Here is a 21,191-nt window from a genome sequence, read left to right on the forward strand (position 1 = left end):
TTCCAATGTTAATAGTAGGTTCAAAAGGCTTTGCAAAAGAGTTACTCGAAGTGTTACATCACAACCAAACTATTGATAATGTTGCTTTTTTTGATAATGTTAATTCAGATGTAAAAGGAAAATTATATGACACTTTTCCAATTATAAAGACATTTGAAGATGTTGCTATCTTATTTAAAACACAGGGAACAAAATTTACTATTGGTATTGGTAATCCGAAATTAAGAAAAAGTTTATACAACCAATTTATTGCTTTAGGAGGTGAAAATACTACTGTAATTAGTAAATATGCTAAAATTGGATTCTTCGGTAATACAATTGGTGAAGGAACTGCAATAATGACCGATGCTATTATTACCAGTAATGTAACTCTAGGAAAGTCGTGCTTAATTAATAAACAAGCGCTAATTGGTCATGATGTAATTATTGGAGATTTTTCAGAAATTGCACCTGGAGCTAAAATTGGCGGTAACGTAACCATTGGCTCTACAACATTTGTAGGTATGAATGCTACTATTTTGCAAAAAGTAACTATAGGTAACAATGTGATTATTGCAGCAGGTGCAGTAGTAACACAAAACTTACCCGATAATTGTATGGTTGCTGGTGTTCCAGCAGTAATAAAAAAACAAATTAATCCATAAAAAATGGACGTTAATACAGAAATACACAATGCCTTCGAAGTAATTAAAAACGGAGGAATTATACTCTACCCAACGGATACCGTTTGGGGAATAGGTTGCGATGCCACAAATGAAGAGGCTATTAAAAAAATATTTGCTTTAAAACAAAGAGAAGAAAGTAAAAGTATGATTGTTTTAGTAAATGGGGAACGAATGATGCATCAGGTTTTTAACGAAATTCCTGAAGTTGCTTGGCAAATTTTGGATTATTCTGAAAAGCCTACCACCTTAATTCTTGACAAACCTAAAAATGTAGCTAAAAATATTATTGCGGAAGATAATTCATTAGCTGTACGAATGGTAACTGAACCATTTTGTTATAAATTAATGGAACGTATGAAAAAACCATTAGTTTCTACTTCAGCCAATATTTCTGGTATGCCAACACCACAGTCTTTCAAAGAAATTAGCTCAGAGATTTTAAAAGGTGTAGACTATGTTGTAAATTTGAATCGCGAAAAAAGTAATGCTAAACCTTCCACAATAATTAAACTTGGATTAGATAGTCAAGTTAAAATTATTAGAAAATAGATTATATGTCAATTTATAATTAGTCAGTGTGTCACATAAATTGACTAATTTAAATGTGGACTAATTGTGACCAATTTAAAAAAATGAATTACAAGCAACATTTAGAAGATAAAATATTTGATATTGTTTCCCAAGCTGCCAACCAATTAAATTTGGAATGTTATGTTATTGGTGGGTATGTAAGAGACATTTTATTAGAACGAAATCATAAAAAAGATATTGATATTGTTGCAGTAGGCAGTGGTATTGAATTAGCCTTAAAAGTTTCCGAACTAATTCCAAATCATCCAAAAGTACAAGTTTTTAAAAACTATGGTACGGCTATGTTGCGTTATAACGATATGGATATTGAATTTGTAGGTGCTCGTAAAGAATCCTACAATAGAGACAGTAGAAAACCTATAGTTGAAAATGGATCTTTGAAAGACGATCAAGAAAGACGCGATTTTACTATAAATGCACTGGCTTTTTCCTTAAACAAAACTAATTTTGGTGAATTATTAGATCCTTTTAATGGCGTAGAAGACTTAAAAAATAAAATCATTCGCACACCTTTAGATTCTGATATTACTTATTCTGATGATCCTTTACGAATGTTACGAGCGATTCGTTTTGCTACTCAGTTGCATTTTGAAATTGAAACGCAATCGTTAGAAGCTATTTCTCGCAATAAAGAGCGAATAAAAATTATTTCTGGTGAGCGTATTGTAGAAGAGTTTAATAAAATTCTTTCCACTGAAAAACCATCTATCGGGTTTTTATTACTACATCAAACCGGATTATTAGATCTTATTTTACCTGAATTAACAGCTTTAAACAGTGTGGAAGAAGTAGATGGTCACACACACAAAAATAACTTTTATCACACCTTAGAAGTTGTCGATAATATTTGTCCAAATACCGATGATGTATGGTTGCGTTGGGCTGCGTTATTACACGATATAGGTAAAGCACCCACGAAAAGATTCAATAAAAAACAAGGTTGGACCTTTCACGGACATGAATTTTTAGGAGGCAAAATGGTAAAGCGCATTTTCGAACGTTTACATATGCCTTTGAATCAAAAACTAAAATTTGTTCAAAAAATGGTTACTATGAGTTCGAGACCTATCGTACTGGCTCAAGATATAGTTACAGATTCGGCTGTGCGAAGATTGGTCTTTGATGCAGGTGAAGATGTAGAAAACTTAATGACCTTATGTGAAGCTGATATTACTACGAAAAACCCTAAAAAATTTAGCAAATATCATAACAACTTTAAAATTGTTCGTCAGAAAATTGTAGAAGTAGAAGAACGAGACCATGTTCGCAATTTTCAACCACCTATCACAGGTGAAGAGATTATGAACTTGTTTGGTTTAAAACCAGGAAGAGAAATTGGAGTACTTAAAGAAGCCGTAAAAGAAGCCATTTTAGAGGGAGAAATTCCAAATGAGTATGAAGATGCTTTGGCTTTTGTAATACAAAAAGCGGAGAAAATGGGCTTACAAAAAGTCGATTAAATGATGCTTAACTTATGTTTTCAATTATATATTGAATGTAACTAAACTATGAAAAAATATTTTTTACCCATAACTAAAATTGCCTTAGTACTTGTATACCTTGTAATTGTAGCTGGGGCTTTGGTACGTATGACGGGTTCCGGAATGGGTTGTCCAGACTGGCCAAAATGTTTTGGCTATTATATTCCACCAACTGACGAAAAAGAATTACTGTTTACTCCGAATAGAGCTTACAAAAAAGGAATGGTAATTATAAAAGAGGAAACGCTTTTGGTTGCCAAAACAGATTTTACTACTACAGCAACTTTTTCAAAGGAGGATTGGGAAAAATATACCAAACATGATTATGCTATTTTTAACCCTTCACATACTTGGGTAGAATACATCAATCGCTTGTTTGGTGCTTTAGCCGGAATTGCTTGTTTTGCAAGTTTTATTGTTTCATTTTGGTTTTGGAAAACCAATAAAAAATTAGTGCTCTATACCTTTATAATTTGCTTTTTAATGGGATTTCAGGCTTGGCTTGGGAAAACTGTTGTAGATTCGGTTTTAAATCCTGTAAAAATTACAACACATATGCTCGCCGCATTTTTAATTGTCGGACTTCAATTGTATTTAATTTTCTATTTTCAGAAAAGTCAAACTAAAGAATATACCTACCATTCAAAATTTAAAACAGCTGTAATCATTACATTGGTTTTAACCTTAGTTCAAGTTGTTTTAGGAACTGCAGTTAGAGAACATGTAGATACGATTTCTGAAACGGGTTTACCAAAGGAAACTTGGTTACAAAGTCCTACGCTATCTTTCTATATTCACAGAAGTTTTTCTATTTTGGTTACCCTTGCAATTGGCTATTTAGTGTATTTAAATTCCAAATTAAAATTGGGTTATACCAAAATAAAATTTGTAGTAGTCATCGTTTTATTTGAAATTCTTTCAGGTATTGCTATGTACTATTTTCATTTCCCTTTTGGATCACAAACCTTACATATTGTATTATCTTCGCTCTTATTTGGATTTTTATTCTATTTGGTTTTAGAGAGTTTTCAAAGTAGAAAGCAACTGAGTTAATTATTCTAACCACGTTTTAAAATCGTTTACACGTTCACGAGCCACAATAACCTCATCTTCTTTATAGGAAGGAAGTATAATTTTTAATCGAGAATTCGTATGCACTTGAATTTCTTTAATTCCTTTTAAGGGTAAAATGAATTTTCTATTAATACGGAAGAAATCTTTAGGATTTAAATCGTTTTCTAATTGCTCCATTGTCGTATCTAAAAGATAATCTCTATTATCGAAAGTGTGCAAGTAAGTGCCTTTGTTTTCACTAAAAAAACATTCTACTTCTTGAATCGGAATAACTTTTATTTGTTGGCCAATTTTTACCGAAAAACGGGCTTTATATTCTCTTTCCACTGGATTAACTAACATTCTCTTAATGGCTTCGAAATCTAAACTTACTGCCGCATTAGCATGGGCTCTAGCTTTAAATTTAGAAACAGCTGTTTCTAAATCATCTTCATCAATCGGTTTTAATAAATAATCGATGCTATTTAATTTAAAAGCACGTAACGCATATTCATCATAAGCAGTGGTAAAAATAATCGCACTTTTAATGTCTATTTGCTCAAAAATTTCAAAAGACAAACCATCAGACAATTGAATATCTAAGAAAATCAGATCAGGATGTGTATTATTTTGGAACCAATTTAAAGCTTCTTCTACAGAATGCAACATTTGTGTTACTTCTAATCCTAGCTTTTCAACTTTGCGTTGCAACAATCTTGCTGCTGGTTTTTCATCTTCAATTATGATAATATTCATATTACATTTTTTTAATCAAATACATGGCTTTCTAAAGTAGGCCAAATCTCTTTTAAAGTTATTTTTGGTTGCTTACAAAGATACACAGGAATATTATTTTCCTCGTCTATCGCATAATTATGTTGTATTGTTTTTAGAAGTTGGTACTCCCTAAAAACTTTTTCAATTACGGGTTTTTCAATTCCCAAGGTAATAATAATTTCACCCGATGTGGTTCCTGAACCCCATAACCAAAAACTGCCATGACTACAAACGGGTTCTGGCAAATTATATTTTTCTCCTAAAATAGACAAAGCACCAGCTTCTCCATAATTTTCAGCTAAAAGGATACACTTTTGTTTTTCTTCTTCAGATAATGAATTATAAATAGAAGCAATACAAGCAACTTGTTCTTCCCAACCGAACATATCAGCATAATCACTTGTTAAAATATACCTTCCATTTTCTTGTGGTTCCAATTTTTCATAGGTTATATAAGCTTTAATAGGTAAAATAGGAATGGATTTTGGAATAAAATAAAATGATAATAGCGTGATACACCCTACAACACTATACAAGACTACATTCTTGTTTGCCGTTAACTTTTCTAATTTATAGGCTCCAAAGGCAAATACAACTGGGTAAGCTGCATAAAAATAATATCCTTTGGATTTTAAAACCCACATTAATAAAAATACGAGTATAAAGGTAAAACCAACTGCCTTATAGTGTTGTATTGACTTATCAAAAAACAGCGCCCAAACTCCAATTAAAGCAAGAAGTAAAGTAAATGGTGCATGCAATTGATTTTTTACAAAATCGAATGCATCTAATTGCTCTAGTTGTATTTCATTTAATTTTTGAAAATGCTTCAGAATGGGAAAATCATGAGTAATTTGCCAAATGACATTCGGTAAAACAATTATCAAAGCGATTAGACCTGTTAGATAGAACCATTTGTTTTGTAGGATTTTTTTCCCTTGCGTAAGGATTAAACTCACTACAATACTTAGTAATAAAATGAATATGGTATATTTATTTAGGAATCCAATTGCCAATGTTAAACCGGTATACACTAAATAGTGATTTTGCTGTGTTTTCAAAAAACGAATCAAGTAATAAAAACTGATCGTCCAAAACAATTGATCAAAAGCAACAGGTTGGAACAACATATGATTTCTATAGAAAGCGATAAAAATTACTATTGAAAGTCCAGCAAGGAAAACCGCTTTTTTCTTACCTCCTATTTCAATAACTATCTTACAACAAAGTATTAAAATAGCAATGCCAGCTAAAGTGGGAAACAAGCGTGTGCCAAACAAGGAATACCCAAACAAAAAATGAGACAATTTACCTACAACTGCTATGAAAGGAGGAAATTCCATGTAACCCCAATCGAGGTGTTTACTTACCGAAAGGTGCAACAATTCATCTCTATGAAAACCATAATTTTGATTTCCAAAACAATGGATGAGCAATTTAAATAAAGATAATCCTAAAATGATGGGCCAATATTTTTTCATAGTTGTGGCATTATTGTAACAGTTTGATTATTCCCATCTCTCGTCTTTCTCTTTGTCCATTAGCTCTTTTATTTTTTTAGATTCCCAATCATTACCTAAGATAAAATTAGGTAAAAACACAGATAAACCATGTGCTACTAAACCAATTCCCCAAAACATTGCGGTAAAAAAGTTATGCCATTGAAAATAACTTTCTCCTTCTTTTAAGTTTTGAATGTTTACAATCACAATCATAATATTAATGACAACATATACTAGAGCATGTGTGTAAAATCCTTTAATTCTTTTTACACGTCGTAAGGCTTCTTGGTATTTTATTTCTTCAGGAGTGGTTGGATAAAAATCCGTTTCTCCTCTTCTTTCCATTCTACTTTGTATTCTATCTTGTAAGCTCATTTTATTCCAATTTATTATTTTGTTGTTTCTCGTCTTGCATAAACTCTTGTACTTTTCTTTCTTCCCACTCTTTACCAAAAATAGGTAACGAATAAAAAACGACTATCCCATGAATGACTAAACCAATACCCCAAAGTAAAAGCTGCCAATAAAACCAGTGATCAAACCAAAAATCATTGGGATACGTAATATAGTTAACGAGGTATAAAACCAAATTGATTACGATATAGGAAAATAAATGTCCATAAAATCCTTTTATTTTTTCTACTCTCTTTTTGGCTTTATAATAGTTTATGTCTTCTCTCATTTCTTTTTATTGATATTTTGTATTTTCCTTTTTTTCTTCTTCCATAAATTGTTTGATCTTTTTTTCTTCCCAAGATTTATTAAAAAATGGAAAAAAATCAAATACTTTCATGGCTTGAAAGAACACTCCTAATCCCCAACCTAGCATTGGATATAAAAACCATAAGTGCTGTGGTGAATATCTTAAATTAATAAAAGCTAAAAAAGAAATGACTAAAATGTAACTGATTAAATTACTAAAAAAACCTTTAATTTCTTTGACTTTCTTCTGTGCTTTTTGATAGCGCTCAAATTCATTATTCTGTTGCATAACTACTTCCAATTTTGTTTTTTTATTCTTTCTTCTTCCATGATTTGTTTTACCTTTTCCTCTTCCCATTGGGTTCCTAAAAAGCGTTCTCCTAAAAATAAACGAATGCCTTGTACTGCAATAACAAATGTCCAACACCACATAAAAAACCCATTAATGAAACGGATTGGAAAAAAATTAATAGGTACGTTACAATACGTTTTCAATACATAAAGGATTACTCCAATACAATAGATAAATAAATGAATATAAAAGTTTTTAATTTTTTGAACTTTTTCTCTAGCTATCGTTTCTAGAATTTCTTTTGCGTCTTTTTCTCTTTCCATGATTATCTCCATTTTGCTTGTTCGTTATCATCCTTTTCTAAAATCTCACGAATTTTTTTCTCTTCCCAAGATTTGCCATAACCAAAAGTTTCCAGTGCGTGAAAAGTGACTCCTAATCCCCAACCTAACATGGGGAACCAAAACCATTGAAACCCACTGGTTTTATAATTTATAAAGATTAAAACTGGAATAACACAGCAATACGAAATTAAATTGCCATAAAATCCTTTTAGTTTTTCAACACGCTCTTTTGCTCTGGCATAGGCCATTTTTTCTGAATATATATTTTTTGATTCCATAATGGTAACTTGTTTGGTTAAAATAGGTAAGAAAACTTTAAAATGAATCTCATTTTCTTCCACTAATACATTTCTTTTGGTTAAAATAGCATATCGGTTCACAATGTTTTGTAATCCAACTCCTTTTCTGTCTTGCAATACTTCTTTCTTTTGAAGGTTATTGCTAATGGTTAATTGATTGTCTTCTATCGCAATGGTAATATGCAAAGGTTTTGACTCACTAACCACATTGTGTTTGATACAGTTTTCCAATAATAACTGAAGCGATAACGGTACTACTTTAGCATCTTCATTATTTAATTGATCGGGTAATTCATACGTAATACTATTTTCAAATCGCATTTTTAACAGATTCATATAGGTTTTCGCAAACTGTAACTCCTCATCAACAGAAACCAATTCCTTATCGCGTTGTTCTAGAACATATCGGTAAATTTTAGATAACGAAGTGGTAAATCGTTGTGCATTATCAGGATTTTCTTCAATTAATGAACTTAATACATTCAAACTATTAAATAAGAAATGAGGATCCAACTGGTTTTTTAAACTTTCAAATTTTGCAGAAGCGGTACCAGCAATGATTTTTTGTTCTTTTAATTTGTTTTCTTGATATGCCTTATAAAAATAGACCAAGTGCACAATTAAGGTTACAAACACAGTGATAATCATCGCTACCAAATAATTGGATGGCTTTTCAGTTCTAAAAAACTCATCGATAGTTTTATTTTCAAATCCTACATCTTCTAACATTCGAAGTAAAAAGATAATGAACCCGGAGATTGCAAAAGAAGCTAAGAAACCAACTACCAATCGTTTTAAATGAAATCTGTTTTTTTCAAAATGTTTATCTAATTGAATAAATACAACTGCATTGGCTGCATATAATGCTACTGTATAAAGCATTGTAAATATAAAATTCCACTTTAAGTCTTCTAATCCAGGTAATTTTTGATTAACTACAAAGTTTATGATTTGTAATCCTAAAAAAATTACGATACCTATTACAAATGCTTTTTTTATTTCTTTTAGATAATTCATTGCTTGCTTATTACTTACATTTCGCTAATTCTTCTTGTGCTCTATCCAATCCCCAAGTTGGATGAAATGGTGTTTCCGGTTTAAAGTTAGCAAAAAGTTCTAATGATTTCTCTAACTGCGCACACATTGGTTTGGTATCTTGACCAAAATAACTTGCCATACCAATCTCAAAAGAGGCTTTTTGAAATACTACTCTCGGATTTTCTGGAGCAATCTGATACGCTTTATTATAAATATACATGACGTCTCCTGATAATTTTTGTCCGTTAACCATAGGATCATATACTATCCAACCAGTGTGAATCATGGCTTGCATTACTAAAACTTCTGGATTGTCTAAAGCTACTCTATTCATTTTATCTTGTGCTTTTTGAGCTTCTTCAAGCAACGCTTTTACTTTTACTTTGTCATTCATATAACGAAACGATTGTACGGTATTAATAAAAGCGATATAATAATTCGGTAACCAATTGGTCTCGTCTACTGCTGCAATTCTTTCAAAAACTGCAATGGCTTCTGTAGGTTTATCATTTTTCCAAAGTTCTAAAGCTTGTTGCATGCCTTTCTCATATTGCGCATGTGCGGTTACAACTGAAATAATAAAGAAAGTGAAGATGGTGATAATTCGTGTCATGATGTTTGATTTTAAATTGTTACTAATGATAACTGTTCGTTTTTTAATTGTTATTGCTTTTTGATAGAACAAATTTCGGTCAGTTCCTTCTATTTTAAAATTGATACTTACCGAACTGTTGTTTTTTGAGGATGAATTGTATTTCTTAAGGAATTAGTGATTAGGAATTAGGAATTAGGGCGTATAGAAACCTTTTTTGCTTTTTATAATTCGCTTTAAGCTTCTAAATACTAGCTTTTAGCATTACATCATTTACTTTTAGTATTAAATTATTTACTTTTAGTAAACATTTATTTACTTTTAATAAAAAATAAAATACTTTAAGTATCAAAATATTTACTTTAAGATACTACTTATTTACCTTTAGTAAATAAAATAGTGCTTTTCGCTGCTACTAATCGATTGTAATGTGTAGTACTACATCTTCTTTTATAATAAATTTAGCATCTTTATACTTAGGAGGACCAAAAGATCCTTTGGCATTATTCGAAGATGCATACGCTTCTTTTGGAATACCAAAAAGATTTTTATCCATCTCGTTATTGTTGTTTTCATCATGATAAATGGAAACGGCATACTCCCCTTTTTCCAAATTTTCAAACACTACTTTAGCTTCTTCGTTATGTATCGATGCATCCAAACTCAGAAAAGTAGCTTTTAAAAAAGTAGCTTCAGAAGTATACAATCCTACTTTTACTTTTCCTTTATTGTTTTTGAAACCTGACATGTTAACTTCTAGAGTATACGTTTGCGCATTTAAATAACTGCATAGCATCAGACATGCTGTAATCATTGTTGTTTTCATATGGTGTTTATTTATTGTGTTTACTTTATTTTAATTTGTTAAAGACGAAGTACGAAGTACGAATCTCTACATACCGATTTACAAATTATTCAGATTATTCGTTTTCTTATTATCACTTATTGTCCAAAAGAAACCTACAAAAAAGAATTGATTGGCTGGTTGAGTAACGGCTTGTCTTTGAAACTGTCCGTTACCGTCTGGAGTATTGGCATATTGATAGCCAAAAACATTTGAAGCATTTAAGACATTGGTCACAGAAAAGAATAAAATCTTTTGTTGGGAAACTAAATACGCCCAACTCAAACTTAAGTTATTGAATGATTTTGTTTTTTCATTCATAAAATCAGTACTATTTGGATTGTTATAAGGTCTTCCAGAATTAAACGTATAAGTCGCGCTTATTTGTGATTTTAATTGGTCAACCCAATATTTCGTAACCACAGAGAAGTTGTGATTGGCAATAAAACTAGGTGTAACTTCTTTTGAATAATTTTTATAATCTCTTTCCGAATCTATGTAGGAGTAGGAAATCCAGTAATCTAAATTTTTAACGGTTTTATTATCTCTCCAAAACAAATCAATCCCTTTGGCATACCCAAAACCATTATTGTTATAATTGCTGTTATAAGTAGCCAAGTTTCCATCATATTTTACTAAATCAGCATACCTTTTATAATAGGCTTCAGCACGCAACATTCTTTTGTCTTTGTTATACATATAATTGAATATATAATGCTGGGTTTTTTCATAATCTAAGTGGGTATTGAATTTCAAATAATCTTGATTAGCAGTTTGATTGAAGTTTCCGTAAGCCATAGAGAACTGACTATTTTCGGCTACTTTATAAGCAAATGAAACTCGAGGTTCTAGGGTGTAATCTGAAATTAAAGTACTTTTAGAAGAACGCAATCCTACATTCATGGCTACTTTTTTAGAGAAAAAGATTTCCGCTTCTGAGAACAAAGCAGCCATATTATTTTGGTAACCATAGTCAAAACGGTTCGATGCAGCTGGAGTAAAATTTTCATCGAAATTCGTATGGAAAAAATCACCTCCAAAGTTTAACTTTATTCTATTGGTAATCGTTTGACGAAATTTCAACTTATAATGTAAAGCTCTTTCGTTATTTTTGAGTACATCATTGGCAAGATTCAATTCATTTTGGCCATAACCAAAACCAAAACCGGTTTGCAATTGTAAATTATCATTTAGATAACCTTTATAGCTCGTATTGAAATAAAAGTTTTTATTTTGAATGGCAATACTTCTTTTAGCATCAAAATTCACATCTTTTTGATTGATATCGAATGTCGTATAATCAAAGGCACCATATACTTTCAATAAACCATTCTTAAACTTTCTACGATACACACTCTCTCCAGAATAAGCTTGAACCGGTTTATTCCAATCTATTTTTTGAGGAACAAGTACTTGATATGGAGCAAAATTAAAATATCCTGCATTAAAGGTTAACGAACTCTTTTCCCATTTTTGGGTATTCCCTAAACCTACTCCCAAAGACATAATGGAAATATCAGTCTGACTTTGTACCGGTTCATTAATCGTGTTTAACAACAAAACACTCGACAAAGCATTTCCATATTCAGCACTATATCCTCCAGTTGAAAAAGTAACCCCATCAAACAAAAAAGGTGAAAAACGACTACGCGTAGGCAAATTATTTGCAGTTGCTCCATACGGTTGTGCTACACGAATACCATCTACAAAAGTTTGAGTTTCATCACTTTCTCCTCCTCTCACAAACAGTCTTCCACTTTCACCAACCGTTTGCGTTCCTGGTAAGGTTTCTAAAGCGCCAATAATATTACCAACCGAACCAGCAGTTGTAACAATATCTAAAGGTTTTAAAGCTGTTGTTTTACTATTATCACCCGCTTTAAACGTTCCAGCAGAAACGACAACCGCATCCAAAGTATTTACATTTTCTTTTAAAACATACTTTTTTGACTGATACTTTTCAATCGTAATTTTACTCGTTATTGTTTCATAGGATAAAAAACTGATTTGTAAAATTTGCTCTCCTGAAGCAGTGGTTTCAAATTCAAAATTTCCCTTTACATCAGAAATTGTTCCATCATAAGTCCCTTTGATAAAAATATTAGCCCCATAGATAGGTTGGCCAAATTCATCCTGGACAGCACCTGAAATTTTAGTTTGAGAAAAACCGAATAAAGAAGTGAAGCATACTAAAAGTTGTAAAACCGTTTTCATTTTTAATTGTTGTTTAATTAATTTGATGCAGCAAAATTGGGGTAACGCTTACGGCTTTTCAATTTAATTCTACCCAACTGTAATTTTTCGTTACTGAATTGTAAGCAGAAACATTTTATTACATTTACCAAAAAAAAAATGGAATACCAACAAATTATCAATTCAATTTACAATGAAGTACTTCTTTTGGAAAATAATGGAACCGTTGCAGATTATATTCCGGAACTTGAAAAAGTAAATTCCAATAAATTTGGTATTGCCTTAATAGATAATCATCAAAACAAGTATTCCATTGGTGATGCCAAAGAAAAATTTTCCATACAAAGTATTTCTAAAGTCCTCACAACCGCTATTATTTTTTCTAAAATTGGAAATGATTTATGGCAACGCGTAGGTTTTGAACCATCAGGAAATGCTTTTAATTCTTTAGTACAATTAGAATATGAAAATGGAATTCCTAGAAATCCTTTCATTAATGCAGGAGCGCTAGTAATTGCTGATTTAATTATTTCTCATTTTGAAAACCCTAAAGATTATTTTTTACAATTTATTAGAGAGATTGCAGAAAATGACACCATTCATTATAACGAAACAGTAGCGCAATCGGAAAAAGAAAACGGCTTTAGAAATGCAGCTTTAGTAAATTATATAAAATCATTTCGGAACATTGAAAATCATCCAGAAACGGTACTCGATTTCTATTATCATCAATGTGCCATTGAAATGAATTGCAAAGATTTAGCGAAAGCATTCCAATTATTTTCAAATAATGGTATGATTCCAAAAAGTAAAACCAAATTTTTAACAACCAGTCAGTGCAAAAGAATGAATGCGTTAATGCAAATGTGCGGTTTTTATGATCAAGCAGGAGAATTTACTTTTAAAGTAGGTCTCCCTGGTAAAAGTGGTGTAGGTGGTGGTGTGGTGGCTATTTATCCTAATCAATATACCGTAGCGGTTTGGAGTCCAAAATTGAATAAAAAAGGAAATTCGTATTACGGATTAGAAACTCTAGAAAGATTAACGACAATTACCGAAGCCTCAATATTTTAGAAATAATCTTATCAACAATACTAAAAACGTAAACATAAATGGCAAATAATCCTTATTTTTGCCTTTCCTAAAATTTCAAAATTATGATTTATAAATTCCGAGCAATACTCGATGCAGAAGAAGATATTTTTAGAGATATTGCTATAGAAAAAGAAGCAACCTTAGAAGATTTACATAATGCTTTAGTAAATGCATTTGGTTTTGATGGCACAGAAATGGCTTCTTTTTATACTTGTGATGAAAACTGGAATCAGGAAGATGAAATCCCTTTATTTGATACAGGTGATGTTCCAGGAGAAACAAGAATTATGAATAACTTCATATTAGAAGACAATTTAGACCAACATCAAACTAAAATTATTTATGTATATGATTTCTTTAATATGTGGACATTCTTAGTGGAATTAGCCGCTATTGAAGAAAAAGTAGATGGTGAAACGTATCCTTCCCTATTATATTCACACGGTCAACTCCCTTTAGATGCTCCAGACAAGAATTTTGAAGCTGATGATTTTGGTTCTGATTTTGAAGACGATTACGATGAAGATGATTTAGATATGTTTGATGGAGATGATAGTTTTGAAGATTTCGGTTTTGAAGAAAATTGGAATTAAAAAATTAGTCAATATGTAAATGTGATAATGTGCTATTGGTACGGGTTTCGCAAACATAAAATGACACATTGACAAATTAATAATTGACACATTTAAAAATGATAAACTTATTTAATACACATATTGAAAACCTATCTGTTCACAGAGTAGGTAACAAAAGTAGAAATGAAAGCACCTTTTTGTCTGAAAATCCATACGGTTTGAATGATGAAATCATGCCTTTATTAAAAGAATATTTCTTTAAACCTTTTCGTGAAAAAGAAGAAAATTATTATCAATTTGCTCACGAAGTAGATTTAGAATACAATGAAATGTTCAACTTGGCTTCTCAAGTTTTTAATAATCCTACAGATATTCATGAGGTTTCAAAAAAGATAACCCAACATCTTTTTGAACAATCCAATCATCCTCATATCAAAAATGGGGAAGTATATGTTACCTATTTTACGAATGTTTCCATCGATAATAATACGGTAGATGCAATAGGTGTTTTTAAAAGCGAAATACAAACTGATTTCTTACAATTTGAAGAGAATGGTACTAATTTAGACATGATTTTACAACAAGGAATCAACTTAAATAAATTAGATAAAGGATGCATTATTTTTAATTTTAAGAAAGAAGAAGGCTATAAAATTTTAACGGTTGACAGCAATCGTTATGATGCTCGTTATTGGTTAGAACACTTCTTATCTGTTGATGTGTTTCAAGATGAAAATTTCATTACCAAAAAATACTTGAAATTCTGTCAAGACTTTGCCAAAGATGTGGTATTACCAGCTGAAGATAAACAACAAGAAGTTTTATTCATGAATAGAGCGGTAAATCACTTCGCTAAAAATGACGAATTTGAAGAAACGGCTTTTTTAAATGAAGTGATGCAAAATCCTGAATTTATTCCTGAATTTAAAAATTATAAAGTAGATAAAGGAGCCAAATATAGTATTGAAGACGTTTCTAATTTTCCAATTGCCAATGCAGCCGTAACAGATGCTAGGAAAAAAATGAAAAACACCATTCAGTTAGATACTAATATCCAGATCAAATTAGATTTTATTAATCCTGAAAGTGCTGAGAAATTTGTTGAAAAAGGTTGGGATGAAGAAAAACAAATGTATTATTATTTGGTTTATTTCAATAAAGAACAAAAAAGTTAAAGAATTAAAAAAAGCCCTTTAAAAGGGCTTTTTGCATCATATAAATAATTTTAAAAAACGAACATCGCTCTTTCTCCCATTAATTCATTTACTTCTTCGGCTACTTGTTCTAAAATAGCTTCATCTGTAAAATTAGTAATTACTTTATCTATTAAAGCAACAATAGTTTCCATATCTTCCTCTACTAAACCCCTCGTAGTAATTGCTGGAGTTCCAACGCGTATGCCAGAAGTTACAAAAGGAGATTTATCATCAAAAGGAACCATATTTTTATTGACAGTTATTTCAGCTTTTACTAATGCATTTTCAGCTTCTTTACCTGTAATATTTTTATTTCTTAAATCAATTAACATCATGTGATTATCTGTTCCTCCAGAAATTAAATGATACCCTCTTTTCACAAATGCTGAAGCCATAGCCTGAGCATTCTTCTGTACTTGCATGGTGTATCTAAAAAATTCATCAGTTAATGCTTCTCCAAAAGCAACAGCTTTAGCGGCAATAATGTGCATTAATGGCCCTCCTTGGTTACCTGGAAAAACAGCCATATCTAAAATGTGAGACATCATTCTTATTTCTCCTTTAGGTGTTTTTAAACCCCAAGGGTTCTCAAAATCTTTACCCATCATAATCATGCCACCACGCGGACCACGTAATGTTTTATGAGTCGTAGTAGTTACAATATGACAATGTGGAATAGGATCATTTAATAAACCTTTAGCTATTAAACCAGCTGGATGTGATATATCTGCTAAAAGTATTGCTCCTACACTATCAGCAATTTTTCTAAAACGCTCAAAATCCATATCTCTAGAATAAGCAGAAGCACCTGCGATAATCATTTTTGGTTTTTCCGCTAATGCAATTTCTTGAATTTTATCGTAATTTAATCTTCCCGTTTCTTGTTCTACACCATAGAATACAGGATTATAAAGTTTTCCAGAAAAATTTACAGGTGAACCATGTGTTAAGTGCCCACCGTGAGACAAATCAAAACCTAAAATAGTATCTCCTGGTTGCAAACAAGCGGCAAAAACGGCTGTGTTGGCTTGAGAACCTGAATGTGGTTGTACATTTACATACGCAGCTCCGAAAAGTGCTTTTGCTCTATCAATAGCAATTTGTTCAACAATATCTACTACTTCACAACCTCCATAGTAGCGCTTACCAGGATAACCTTCAGCATATTTATTGGTTAGCACAGAACCTGCTGCTTCCATCACCTGATCACTTACAAAGTTCTCAGATGCAATTAGTTCAATTCCATGAATTTGTCTGTCTTGTTCATCCAGAATAAGATCAAAAATTTGTTCGTCGCGTTGCATTTCTTAGTAATTCGTTAAAATTTATTCAAAATTACAAAAAAGGTTTGTTAAATTAGCAGTAAAGTTTATATTTGATGTATAATTTTTCAACAAAAAACTAACAAAACATTATGCCAAATATAGCAAACGATCCTACTAGAAAATCATGGATAAATGTTCCCGAACATAGCGATTTCCCGATACAAAATATTCCTTTTGGAGTTTTCATCACAAAAGAAGATGTGATTACCATTGGAACTCGAATTGGAAATTCGGCCATCGATATGGGAGCCTTACAACAACTTGGTTATTTCGAAGGGATTGACCTTACAGACGACATGTTTATGCAAGATACTTTAAATGATTTTATATCCGATGGTAAAAAAACATGGCGTTTGGTTCGTAACCGATTAGTTGAAATTTTTGACTCTGAAAATCCAAAATTAAGAGACAATCAAAAACACAAGGACGTAGTCATTTTTGATGTAAAAGATATCGAGATGTTATTACCAGTACAAATAGGTGATTACACCGATTTTTATAGTTCTAAAGAACATGCTACTAATGTAGGTAAAATGTTTCGAGATCCAGAGAATGCCCTACTTCCAAACTGGCTTCATATTCCTGTAGGATATCATGGTAGAAGTTCCACAATAGTTCCAAGTGGTGCGGCTGTTAGAAGACCAAACGGACAAACTTTTCCTGCAGATGCAACACAACCTGTTTTTGGACCATCTAAGTTAGTAGATTTTGAATTAGAAACTGCTTTTATTACTACAGACGCTAATTTAATGGGAGAGCCTATTCCTGTAGATCAAGCAGAAGAGTATATTTTTGGAATGGTTTTATTTAATGATTGGAGCGCAAGAGACATTCAAAAATGGGAATATGTTCCTTTAGGTCCCTTTTTAGCAAAGAATTTTGCTTCTTCGATATCTCCATGGATTGTCACTATGGATGCATTAGAAGCATTTAGAGTAAAAGGACCAGAACAATCTCCTACTCCATTACCTTATTTGCAACAAAAGGGGAAAAATGCTTTTGATATTCATCTTGAAGTAGCTATTCAACCTGAAAATACAGAAGAAACTATCGTTTCAAAATCCAATTTTAAATATATGTACTGGTCTATGGCGCAACAATTAGCGCATCACACTGTGAATGGTTGTCGTGTAAATTCTGGTGATATGATGGGAAGTGGCACTATTTCTGGACCTACTTCAGATTCATATGGTTCTATGCTAGAAATAACTTGGGGTGGAAAAAATCCGGTTACCATGAAAGATGGTAGTGAAAGAAAATTTATTAATGACAATGATACCGTTATAATCAGAGGATATTGCCAAAATGAGGCTATCAGAATAGGTTTTGGAGAATGTTCTAGCAAACTACTTCCTGCTATATCAATTAAATAATTTTTTATATTTTTATTTTATTAGCATTAAAATTAGATAACATTCTATATAACAATTGTTTAAAAAGACTCCAAAATTATTTTTTTTGGAGTTTTTTTTAGCCCTGATGGAAGTGGCATCCTTTTTGTTTTACAAAAAAACAAAAAGATATAACGGACAGCAGGTTACTGCTCCTAAAAAATTTTATCTTTGCCTAAATGATTTATTTATGAGAAAAATTACTTTTATTATTTTATTCTTTATTATTGTTAGTTGTGGTGTAAAGCAAACACAATCCATGTTAAGTAATGGTAATTATGACGGCGCAATTGAAAATGCAGTCAATTCTTTACGAACTAACAAAAACGCAAAAGGAAAACAAGATTATGTGTATTTATTAGAAGAATCGTTTGCTAAAGCTAAAGCTAGGGATGAATCTAACTTAAATCTATTAATTAAAGAAAATAATCCTGCAAATTATGAGCGAATCTATAATTTGTATACTCAATTAAGAAATCGTCAAGAAAGAATTAAACCTCTTTTGCCTTTGCAATTGCTAAAAGAAGGTAGAAATGCTATTTTTCCAATGGATGATTATTCTGATGAAATAATTAGTAGCAAAAATAATTTGTCTGGCTATTTGTATGCCAATGCAAAAAAATTAATGACATCCAAAAATAAGATGGATTTTCGTCAGGCATTTGATGATTTAAACTATTTAGATCAATTGAATCCAAATTATCAAGATGTTAGAACATTAATGGATCAAGCGCAATTAAAAGGAACTGATTTTGTTCATGTGTATACCAAAAATGAAACTAACCAAGTTATTCCTGCTCGATTACAAGACGATTTATTAGATTTTAGTACTTACGGAATTAACGATAAATGGACTGTATATCATAATAATCGTCAAAAAAACATTACCTATGATTATGGTATGATCGTAAACTTTAGAAATATTGCCATTTCTCCTGAACAAGTAAGAGAAAAACAATTTATTAAAGAAAAACAAATTAAAGACGGTACAAAAACGCTTCTAGATAGTAATGGAAATGTAGTGAAAGATAGTCTTGGTAATGCTATTAAAGTGGATAATTTTAAGTCTATTTCTGTAAATATTTATGAATTTACACAATTTAAATCATGTCAAGTAACTGCTAAAGTAGATTATATTGATTTTAGAACAAATCAATTAATTGATGCTTTCCCTGTTACTAGTGAATTTGTTTTTAATTATATCTATGCGAATTATAATGGTGACAAAAGAGCTTGTGATGAAAATTATTATCAATACTTTGATAGAAGAGCTGTTCCGTTTCCTAGCAACGAACAAATGATATATGATACTGGTGAAGATTTAAAAGCAAAACTAAAGGGAATTATTACAAATAATAAGTTTAGACGATAAAAAATAGAATTATTTTCACTACTTTTACTAAAGTTGTTAATTTTTAATAAATCATTGTATGAAAAAAATTATCTTATTAATTGCTCTATCATTTTTTGTTGTTAGTTGTAATACATATAAAGCTTCAGATATCGCATCTAAAGATAAAAAGACGAAACATGTATTAGTGTTTGTAAACAATACTTCTAAAAAACATATCAGTAACCAAGAAAAAATGCAACTGATTAATGCTACAGATTTTAAAAAAACCAAAGATATTGTTTATCATACTGAAAAAGAAGATGCTATTGATTATGATTACGGGTTAGAGCTAATTGTGAAAGAAATTGAAATTAAAACAAAAAAAATAGCTCCAAAAGAAATTCCTCGTCATTACAATGCATACAACAAAAGAGAGTATTTTGACTTAGAAACAAGAGTAACACCAGTTCCTGTTGCTTCTATTTCTGCAAAACAAGATAAATTAATTTCACATAGAATATATAAAAGTTGTAATCTTGTTGCTGAAATCAATCTAATTGATTTGAAAAAACAAAAGTTAATTGACAAAAAAAATATAGAAATCAAAACTAATTTCTCAAAGGTATATAATGTAACCAAAGAAGAAGGCTATTTAGTCGACCAAAATGAAAATGATTATTATGATTTGAATAACATAGGAATTATGAGAAATGAAGCTCCTTTAAAAAACTATAAAGTTTCTACAACATACAATGTTAATTATGAACCTACTGATAAAGAATTAACTCAAGAAACATTATTTAAACTAAAAAACAAACTTATTGGTTTCACAAATAAAATCTAAGTTTTTATAAAAAGCTTATAACTAAAAAAGGTTTGTTAGTTCTACAGGATTAACAAACCTTTTTTTAGTTTGCCTTCCTTATAAAATACACAAAAAAAATGTATTTCATTTTATATAATGAATTAAATTACATTATATTAACTTTTATTAGAAACAAAATGCTATTTTTATGTTTACATAACAAACAAATAGTAATCATGAAAAAAAGACTTTTTTACTTCTTGCTGTGTGCAAGTAGTATGTGCTTTGGCTATGCCCAAAATTTAAAAAATCTCAAAAGGATTAATCTAGAATCCTATTTTACAAATCCTGTAGTTTCTCCTAACGGAAAATTTGCTTTACTAACGAATCAGCACTTTAAAGGAGTGTATTTATTAAATCTTAGTAATCAAGAAATTCAGCTTATTACTGACAAAGAAGGAAGTGGTTATGCCTACACATGGAATGAAAAAAGCAACTCCTTTTATTTTAAACAAAAAAATGAAAATGAGTTTTTTTATAATTCTAAAACGTACAGTTACTCCATTTTAGATCAAACAATTGAAGAGCTTCCGGAGATTAATGCCAATTATTTACCTTCTTTTAAGGGATTAAAAGAAAACGATGAAGATAACATTGTTGTTTTTACCAATTTAAATACTTTGCAAATTTTTGCTAGAAATTTGCTTACTCAAGAAGAATGGATAGTTACTCAAGATGACGGACAATTTTATAATGCACTACTCTCTCATGATGGTAAAAAAGTAGCCGTACATAAAGGAGCTGATATATATGTTTATGATATTAATGGTCAAAAAGAAGGCATTAAAATTGGCACTGGTATTGCAACTTCTTGGTCTCCAAATGACAATTATTTAATTGGTTTTTTAGACCAAAGTTCTGATGGACATACTATTGAAAATTCAGAGATTTATTTATTTAATCCAAAAGAATATCGTCCAAAAAAGATAACTAATACTGAAGTAATTTCAGAAATGTTTCCATCATTTATTGATGAAAATACCATTTTATTTTCAGATGATAAAACAGGACGAATTTTTTCTTTTAATATTAAATAAA

At 30.8% G+C, this 21,191-nt stretch carries 22 protein-coding genes; 11 read left to right on the forward strand and 11 right to left on the reverse strand.

The window, feature by feature from the left end:
* The first annotated feature begins 5 nt into the window (after positions 1-5).
* The 4 genes from CX675_RS15435 (at position 6) to CX675_RS15450 (ending at position 3,790) form a co-directional block, all read left to right on the forward strand.
* Complete coding sequence (locus CX675_RS15435; protein WP_130736152.1) at positions 6-644, forward strand: acetyltransferase; 639 nt, start codon at positions 6-8, stop codon at positions 642-644.
* 3 nt (positions 645-647) lie between these two features.
* Positions 648-1,214, forward strand: coding sequence for an L-threonylcarbamoyladenylate synthase (locus CX675_RS15440; RefSeq protein WP_130736153.1), 567 nt, complete (start codon positions 648-650; stop codon positions 1,212-1,214).
* Between the two features lie 83 nt (positions 1,215-1,297).
* Positions 1,298-2,716: a CCA tRNA nucleotidyltransferase gene (locus CX675_RS15445; protein ID WP_130736154.1), complete on the forward strand. Its 1,419-nt coding sequence runs from the start codon at positions 1,298-1,300 to the stop codon at positions 2,714-2,716.
* A gap of 48 nt (positions 2,717-2,764) precedes the next feature.
* Positions 2,765-3,790 carry a heme A synthase gene (locus tag CX675_RS15450; RefSeq protein ID WP_130736155.1) on the forward strand — a complete coding sequence of 342 codons (1,026 nt, stop codon included), beginning with the start codon at positions 2,765-2,767 and terminating at the stop codon, positions 3,788-3,790.
* Here CX675_RS15450 and CX675_RS15455 read toward each other — a convergent pair whose 3' ends face one another.
* The 10 genes from CX675_RS15455 to CX675_RS15500 form a co-directional block, all read right to left on the reverse strand.
* Positions 3,791-4,546 (reverse strand): LytTR family DNA-binding domain-containing protein, encoded by a 756-nt coding sequence (locus CX675_RS15455; protein WP_130736156.1) that lies wholly within the window; start codon positions 4,544-4,546, stop codon positions 3,791-3,793. It abuts the gene before it with no gap.
* Between the two features lie 11 nt (positions 4,547-4,557).
* Positions 4,558-6,048: a glycosyltransferase family 39 protein gene (locus CX675_RS15460; protein WP_130736157.1), complete on the reverse strand. Its 1,491-nt coding sequence runs from the start codon at positions 6,046-6,048 to the stop codon at positions 4,558-4,560.
* 27 nt (positions 6,049-6,075) lie between these two features.
* Positions 6,076-6,444 (reverse strand): 2TM domain-containing protein, encoded by a 369-nt coding sequence (locus CX675_RS15465; RefSeq protein ID WP_130736158.1) that lies wholly within the window; start codon positions 6,442-6,444, stop codon positions 6,076-6,078.
* A gap of 1 nt (position 6,445) precedes the next feature.
* On the reverse strand, positions 6,446-6,751 hold the full coding sequence (locus tag CX675_RS15470) for a 2TM domain-containing protein (protein ID WP_130736159.1): 306 nt from the start codon (positions 6,749-6,751) through the stop codon (positions 6,446-6,448).
* Positions 6,752-6,757: 6 nt separating this feature from the next.
* On the reverse strand, positions 6,758-7,129 hold the full coding sequence (locus CX675_RS15475) for a 2TM domain-containing protein (RefSeq protein ID WP_240723662.1): 372 nt from the start codon (positions 7,127-7,129) through the stop codon (positions 6,758-6,760).
* A complete protein-coding gene (locus CX675_RS15480) occupies positions 7,063-7,386 on the reverse strand; it encodes a 2TM domain-containing protein (protein WP_165396064.1) in 324 nt (107 codons plus the stop codon). The genes CX675_RS15475 and CX675_RS15480 overlap by 67 nt, the downstream gene beginning before the upstream one ends.
* Positions 7,387-7,388: 2 nt before the next feature.
* Complete coding sequence (locus tag CX675_RS15485; RefSeq protein ID WP_130736162.1) at positions 7,389-8,723, reverse strand: 2TM domain-containing protein; 1,335 nt, start codon at positions 8,721-8,723, stop codon at positions 7,389-7,391.
* A 10-nt stretch (positions 8,724-8,733) separates the two neighbouring features.
* A complete protein-coding gene (locus CX675_RS15490) occupies positions 8,734-9,357 on the reverse strand; it encodes a hypothetical protein (protein WP_130736163.1) in 624 nt (207 codons plus the stop codon).
* Between the two features lie 394 nt (positions 9,358-9,751).
* The gene (locus CX675_RS15495) at positions 9,752-10,162 is read right to left on the reverse strand and encodes a DUF2141 domain-containing protein (protein WP_130736164.1); all 411 of its coding nucleotides are present in this window, start codon (positions 10,160-10,162) and stop codon (positions 9,752-9,754) included.
* Between the two features lie 78 nt (positions 10,163-10,240).
* The gene (locus tag CX675_RS15500) at positions 10,241-12,394 is read right to left on the reverse strand and encodes a TonB-dependent receptor (RefSeq protein WP_130736165.1); all 2,154 of its coding nucleotides are present in this window, start codon (positions 12,392-12,394) and stop codon (positions 10,241-10,243) included.
* Positions 12,395-12,532: 138 nt separating this feature from the next.
* On the opposite strand from CX675_RS15500, the gene CX675_RS15505 reads away from it, so the two are divergent.
* From CX675_RS15505 to CX675_RS15515, 3 genes are all read left to right on the forward strand, one after another.
* Complete coding sequence (locus CX675_RS15505; protein WP_130736166.1) at positions 12,533-13,447, forward strand: glutaminase; 915 nt, start codon at positions 12,533-12,535, stop codon at positions 13,445-13,447.
* An 83-nt stretch (positions 13,448-13,530) separates the two neighbouring features.
* On the forward strand, positions 13,531-14,061 hold the full coding sequence (locus CX675_RS15510; protein ID WP_130736167.1) for a hypothetical protein: 531 nt from the start codon (positions 13,531-13,533) through the stop codon (positions 14,059-14,061).
* A gap of 98 nt (positions 14,062-14,159) precedes the next feature.
* A complete protein-coding gene (locus CX675_RS15515) occupies positions 14,160-15,218 on the forward strand; it encodes a nucleoid-associated protein (protein WP_130736168.1) in 1,059 nt (352 codons plus the stop codon).
* Positions 15,219-15,268: 50 nt separating this feature from the next.
* Here the strand turns inward: CX675_RS15515 and glyA are convergent, their stop codons facing one another.
* Positions 15,269-16,543: a serine hydroxymethyltransferase gene (gene glyA / locus CX675_RS15520; protein ID WP_130736169.1), complete on the reverse strand. Its 1,275-nt coding sequence runs from the start codon at positions 16,541-16,543 to the stop codon at positions 15,269-15,271.
* A gap of 110 nt (positions 16,544-16,653) precedes the next feature.
* On the opposite strand from glyA, the gene fahA reads away from it, so the two are divergent.
* The 4 genes from fahA to CX675_RS15540 all read left to right on the forward strand — a co-directional run bounded on the left by fahA (position 16,654) and on the right by CX675_RS15540 (position 21,190).
* Positions 16,654-17,937 (forward strand): fumarylacetoacetase, encoded by a 1,284-nt coding sequence (fahA, locus tag CX675_RS15525; RefSeq protein ID WP_130736170.1) that lies wholly within the window; start codon positions 16,654-16,656, stop codon positions 17,935-17,937.
* Positions 17,938-18,145: 208 nt separating this feature from the next.
* Positions 18,146-19,327, forward strand: coding sequence for a hypothetical protein (locus CX675_RS15530; protein ID WP_130736171.1), 1,182 nt, complete (start codon positions 18,146-18,148; stop codon positions 19,325-19,327).
* A gap of 58 nt (positions 19,328-19,385) precedes the next feature.
* Positions 19,386-20,132 carry a hypothetical protein gene (locus tag CX675_RS15535; RefSeq protein WP_130736172.1) on the forward strand — a complete coding sequence of 249 codons (747 nt, stop codon included), beginning with the start codon at positions 19,386-19,388 and terminating at the stop codon, positions 20,130-20,132.
* A 197-nt stretch (positions 20,133-20,329) separates the two neighbouring features.
* The gene (locus CX675_RS15540; protein WP_130736173.1) at positions 20,330-21,190 is read left to right on the forward strand and encodes a hypothetical protein; all 861 of its coding nucleotides are present in this window, start codon (positions 20,330-20,332) and stop codon (positions 21,188-21,190) included.
* Position 21,191 lies beyond the last annotated feature (1 nt).

This window comes from Flavobacterium sp. J27 (genome assembly GCF_004303025.1).
Classification (GTDB): Bacteria; Bacteroidota; Bacteroidia; order Flavobacteriales; family Flavobacteriaceae; genus Flavobacterium.